We start from the raw sequence: 4833 nt of genomic DNA, 5'->3' as shown, positions 1-4833 counted from the left end.
GCACCTTTAGATCAAGTCAAGCAATATATCGAAAATCAATCAGGCGGACGAATTTGAGGGGTCTATCCATCCCCATCCTTAAGAGGAATGGGGAATTTCGACCCCTCAAACTCCCCATTCGTTAAATTTCCCACGGGTCGCACCGCTTGAAACGCCGCCGGGCAGACGGTGTATGCTTTCTGAGGGCAAGTTCATTAGAATCCCTATGAAGAAAGAATCCTCGTTCTTCTAGGAAGAGGAGTGTCAAGACATTATCACCCTAGCACGGGTCAAAAAGGTTTAAGGGTTAAGGGTTGTTCGCATAGCGTGGCCCATTCGCGTAGCTTGGCCTTTTGGCCAAGGCCAAGGCCAAGGTTGTTCGCCCCGTATTCGGTTTAGGGTAGGTTAAAGCTTGAAGGGGTGACAACCTACTTGTCACCCCTTCAGGTCAACATCGACCGTGAGGGATCAATTACGAGTGGCACAGGGGCAACAACAACGTATCTTCTATTTCTTTGCGCACCGTCAGACTCAGCTGACAATTACTATTGAGGCACTCTACTAGCAAGTGATTAACACGACTATACTGCTCTAACCAATCTTGGGATGTCTTGGTCAAATGCCATTGGTGACCAATATTGCGATGCTCTATCATCAAGGCTCTTAATTGTGATACCCATTCCGCACCATGACTTTGCCACCATTCTTGAATACTATCTCGGTCGTCATCATCTAGGTCAGGTAGCTGATTTTTAAGCTTCTCTAGATAGTCTCCTATAGACTCAATCCCAGTCAGGTGATTCAAATCAAGGGCAAGGTAAAGAGCACTGAGTCGGTCGTAAACTAGTTCTGCTGTCATAGCTTGGGCAACAGCTAAAGCATGATCTAAAGCTAAATCTAGGGCAAGTTCACTACCCAACTCTCCTCCTAGTCTGTGATCAATAGCCAAAGCTAAGGCTTGATTCCGGGAAAGAGGATGGCTAGGAGGAAGGGCAAGGGTCATGTAAAAAGCACGGACTGCTGCTGGCTTGTAGGGAGTATAGATCTCGAGGGATTTGATCTCGATCCAGTTCAAGAACTTTGTCAAGTTATCATCTAAAGCCATAGCGCTTGGTGTCAGTTTGACTGAGTCAAGCACCATTTCTGAACAGACTAACCGATTAATCTGTTGCTTGATCAGCAACAATAGCTGATCAGCATCTGGCAACATTTGTGCTGTGAGTAAAAATACTTCCCGCCAACGTTTCTCCTGTAGGTGTTCGACTAGCTGTGACAAAGACATCCCAGTGCCGATCACAATCGCTCTGGCGGTAAAATACTCTTGAAATGTCAGATGGGAGAATGAGTAGATTCGTCGTGCCCGCTCTACCAATAGTCCATGCTGCACCTCGATAGATTTGAGTACTGCTAAGCTATCTAATTCTAGAGCTGCCTGGTTGCTTTGAGTTGCTGGTAATTTCCGTAAATAATCAGCAATTAATTGTTGCAGCCGAATTTCTTCAAAGAAATACTCCCCTTGCTCAAAGGTGATAACTGCTAATTGAGAAAGTAATTCTAGCTTGTGGGGCAAGGATAAATTACGATAAATATCATCTCGCTTAACACCCCGGGCTTCATCCCAGCGAATCAGTAGTAAGTCTAGTCCTTGCTGGTAAAGATCAGAGCGTTTTACAGGAAAGTCAGCTTTGGTTTGAAAAACCAGACAGGCTAGATTCAGCAAGACTGGTGTTGTTGCTAGTTCTCTAATTTGCTGATTTTCTGGCAGCTTCATCTGCTCGATAAACAGAGATGCTTTCTCCAAACCTGATTCTGGGTCATTCCTTGCTACCGCCACAAACCACTTTTTAGCAAAGTGTTGAATTTGTGCTGGTTTGAAGTCAGCAATCTCAACCTCAGTAAATCCCTGAAATCGATACTGTTGAGCTGCAATGCGACATGTGATGATCAGCTGATTTTTGTAATACTTTTCTGAAATCTTACGAATTTGTTGAATAACTTGATTACTGGCACTTTCCGGGACTTCATCCAAGCCATCCATTAAGATCAAGGCTCTGCCATAGCTGAGGATAGTTTCAATATCTTGTTCTGAAATACCACAACTTTGAAGCTCTTGATTAATGTAGTTAAATAGGCTGAAACTACATTCGATCATAGCATCCTCGGCAAAGTTTTTCAATCGAATCAACATCGGAACCCGATCCGATTGAAAATTTCCTTGATTGCACTGAATAGCCAGATATTGCAAAAAGGTGGTTTTCCCAGAGCCAGGTTTACCTAGCACCATCATTTTAGGATAGCGTTCTACCGCTTGCAGTCCTGGTATGCTTTCCCGGCGCACTTTGCCTATACCCAAGCGGTCAAATTCCTCCGCTGGGAAGCCTTGCAAATCGTCAATTTCCAACCATCGTTGACTAGTGATTTCTTCGAGAATATTCACATCCACGTAGATGTGATCTAAACTAACCGGTCGAGCAATATCTAATAGGCGTAGAGTGCCACACTGATTTTGAATTTTGTCATGGTAGTGCGATCGCACTTTGGTGACGATGGCATCAACTCTACTTTTGTCCTCAGCTGCTTTCTTTTCTGCATCTATCTGAGCATCTTCTGGTATAGCGACAATGTCTTCCATCTCCAAATCCAGATGAAAGCAGATTTCGCTAAAAACGCGGCGGTCAACGGGTTTACCGGCAAAAAACTTCCAAATCGGTTGGCGAGTTTCTATGCCGATTTCACCCGCAAAATATTCTTGTGTCCATCCCTTGCGTTCAAAAGCCTGTTTGGCTTTTTTGATGCCGTCTGGAGATGCCTGGAGAGATCGCTTTGCCATAGCTCAAGCTTAATTTACTGAAAAATCTTTCGACACTCATCTATAGATTTCCCGAAAAATAGGTCAAGAGCCACAAGGAACGGATCACAATGGGAAATTTTTGATCAGAGGGGGTGATGGGGTGATGGGGTGATGGGGTGATGGGGTGATGGGGTGATGGGGTGAGAAGTATATAGAAATCCTCAATCATTTGTGAAAAAGAACCTATGGTGAGATTCTTACTTCTGTTCCTCCACTTCCGGTCTGAGGTTCCTCTGCCCCTTTTCTGGTGTTTGACAACTCAAATCGGATTGCTATATTTTCTTCTATCCCACTCTCAAGGGTCCGACCGTTGATTGTTCTCGGACAAAAGATGACGTTAAACGTGAGGCAAGAGGATATCCATGTTGCCTGCAAGCCTTTTTCCTTTTCACCCTCTCCCATTTCTGGTGAGTCATTGGTATACATCAACTCAAACACAACAAAAACGCAATCGCAAACATCCAAACTTCATCCTGAAACTATAGCATCAATTCAGTTCAGTAATTTTTCGTACACTTTAGGCGTTCGGTGAAGAGGACTGTGAACCATGACTAACGGTATGATAACGACCTTCATTGATTACTGACTTGGTGTCATACTAAGGCTTATTTCTATATCTCAATCAACTTAACTCTACTTATGAACCATCGTTATTGGAGAACCTTTATCGAAGCAGCTGCTGTCACTACCTGCCTGATGTTTGTCAATGGGATTCCCCCAATGACTGAAAATTTTATCTCTGCAACCCTTATGAATAATAAGTTTTTCCAGAATTATAAGGATGGCGTTAAGGAAGTAGTCGCTCAAGAATCTACTTACCCCTTGAATAGTTTATCACTATCATCCTTAGGGAGTGTGGAAAGTTTACCTGAAAAATTATGGAATGTCAAGTTTAACCAATTAACAGCATCAACGGTTAGCCAGAAATATTTCATTGATTCTGCTTTTAGCTTAGGGAGTTTTTAATGATGCTATTCATAGGTTTATTACACTATAAATAGATAATCAGGAGTTAAAATGTTACAAGTGTGTCTACAGCAACCCTGGCCCCTGGATAAACCAATTAGCAAAATTGTATTTCCAGCAATTTTACCAAGCAGCTTGGGAAATTTTGCCACATTATGCTTGATGTTATCCCCACAGGAAATTCAGTATTATCTATTCAGCAAGCCCCACAGTCAATTTGTCTTCATCAATTCGCCTCATCCTATGCTACTATGGGTTACTGTGCTTGAGTCTACAGCACAGGACTCTCGGTTACTCCCTTGCTATCTAGACTTGAAAACCTCGAAAGTTCAGACCATTACTCGTTGCTTAGCAGATAAAGGCTTCTATCGACTACTGTTGTTTTCCACTGAAGAACCACAACGCTGTAACCAGGTAATGACCGTAACGCTTACACCCCAACAATGCCACATGTTACAAGAGTCGGCTAATACTGGTCAAACCTCACAACCTATAGCTCAACCCATAGTCAGCAGACGCATACTAAAGATAAAATTTGAACAACTCAAATCCCAAGTGTTGAATAAATGGGATGCTCTGGACAGGTTTAATTCCCCAACCCAGGCAGAACTTGCTCATTCCATTTCCTAGTTTCCAGCTTCTTCTAACCTTAGGTATTATCATATCATTGCTAGTATGATATAATTCACCTTTGAATACTTATCATTCTGGGAAGCTGGCTGATTAGTCATTGGTTATTGGGTAAAGATGACAAAGAAGAAATTACTAATGACTAATTAAAATTTATTCGCGATCGAAATTTTGCTAATTGTTCACAACTGGCAAAAATTCTTTTCTCTGTGATGAATATTCCCAGGCAATTCCGTCTGGATCTTTACTTTGACTCCATTGTGAAAAGTCCGGATCAGATTTACGTTTACCAACTGTGCTCGAATGAACATCGAGTCGCTTGGCTAATTCGGCTTGGATCAGAGGTTGATAAACTTTCTTATCCTGCTTCTTTTTGACTCGGTTTTTTTGATCACCTGAAGCATTAA

Annotated in this window: 4 protein-coding genes and 1 pseudogene; 2 read left to right on the top strand and 3 right to left on the bottom strand. The window is 42.5% G+C overall.

Annotated elements, in window-relative coordinates; genetic code table 11:
• Window positions 1–451: 451 nt before the first annotated feature.
• Window positions 452–2809 carry an NACHT domain-containing NTPase gene (locus F6J94_RS30390; protein WP_293020999.1) on the bottom strand — a complete coding sequence of 786 codons (2358 nt, stop codon included), beginning with the start codon at window positions 2807–2809 and terminating at the stop codon, window positions 452–454.
• Between the two features lie 204 nt (window positions 2810–3013).
• Window positions 3014–3295 (bottom strand): hypothetical protein, encoded by a 282-nt coding sequence (locus tag F6J94_RS30385; protein WP_293020997.1) that lies wholly within the window; start codon window positions 3293–3295, stop codon window positions 3014–3016.
• 174 nt (window positions 3296–3469) lie between these two features.
• Between F6J94_RS30385 and F6J94_RS30380 the strand changes: the two genes are divergently transcribed.
• The gene (locus tag F6J94_RS30380; protein WP_293020995.1) at window positions 3470–3796 is read left to right on the top strand and encodes a hypothetical protein; all 327 of its coding nucleotides are present in this window, start codon (window positions 3470–3472) and stop codon (window positions 3794–3796) included.
• A gap of 243 nt (window positions 3797–4039) precedes the next feature.
• Window positions 4040–4426, top strand: coding sequence for a hypothetical protein (locus F6J94_RS30375; protein WP_293047109.1), 387 nt, complete (start codon window positions 4040–4042; stop codon window positions 4424–4426).
• 174 nt (window positions 4427–4600) lie between these two features.
• Here the strand turns inward: F6J94_RS30375 and F6J94_RS30370 are convergent.
• A pseudogene (locus tag F6J94_RS30370) lies at window positions 4601–4833 on the bottom strand (hypothetical protein); the annotation flags it as partial.

The sequence above is a fragment of the Moorena sp. SIO1F2 genome (genome assembly GCF_010672755.1).
In the GTDB taxonomy this organism is placed as follows: Bacteria; Cyanobacteriota; Cyanobacteriia; order Cyanobacteriales; family Coleofasciculaceae; genus Moorena.
Note: the sequence above shows the minus strand (reverse complement) of the source record. Positions and strands in the feature narration are given on the sequence as shown.

Bases quoted from the DNA above. Each gene is read 5' to 3' on its own strand.
- F6J94_RS30390 (WP_293020999.1), bottom strand. From the start codon at position 2,809: ATGGCAAAGCGATCTCTCCAGGCATCTCCAGACGGCATCAAAAAAGCC.
- F6J94_RS30380 (WP_293020995.1), top strand. From the start codon at position 3,470: ATGAACCATCGTTATTGGAGAACCTTTATCGAAGCAGCTGCTGTCACT.
- F6J94_RS30375 (WP_293047109.1), top strand. From the start codon at position 4,040: ATGCTACTATGGGTTACTGTGCTTGAGTCTACAGCACAGGACTCTCGG.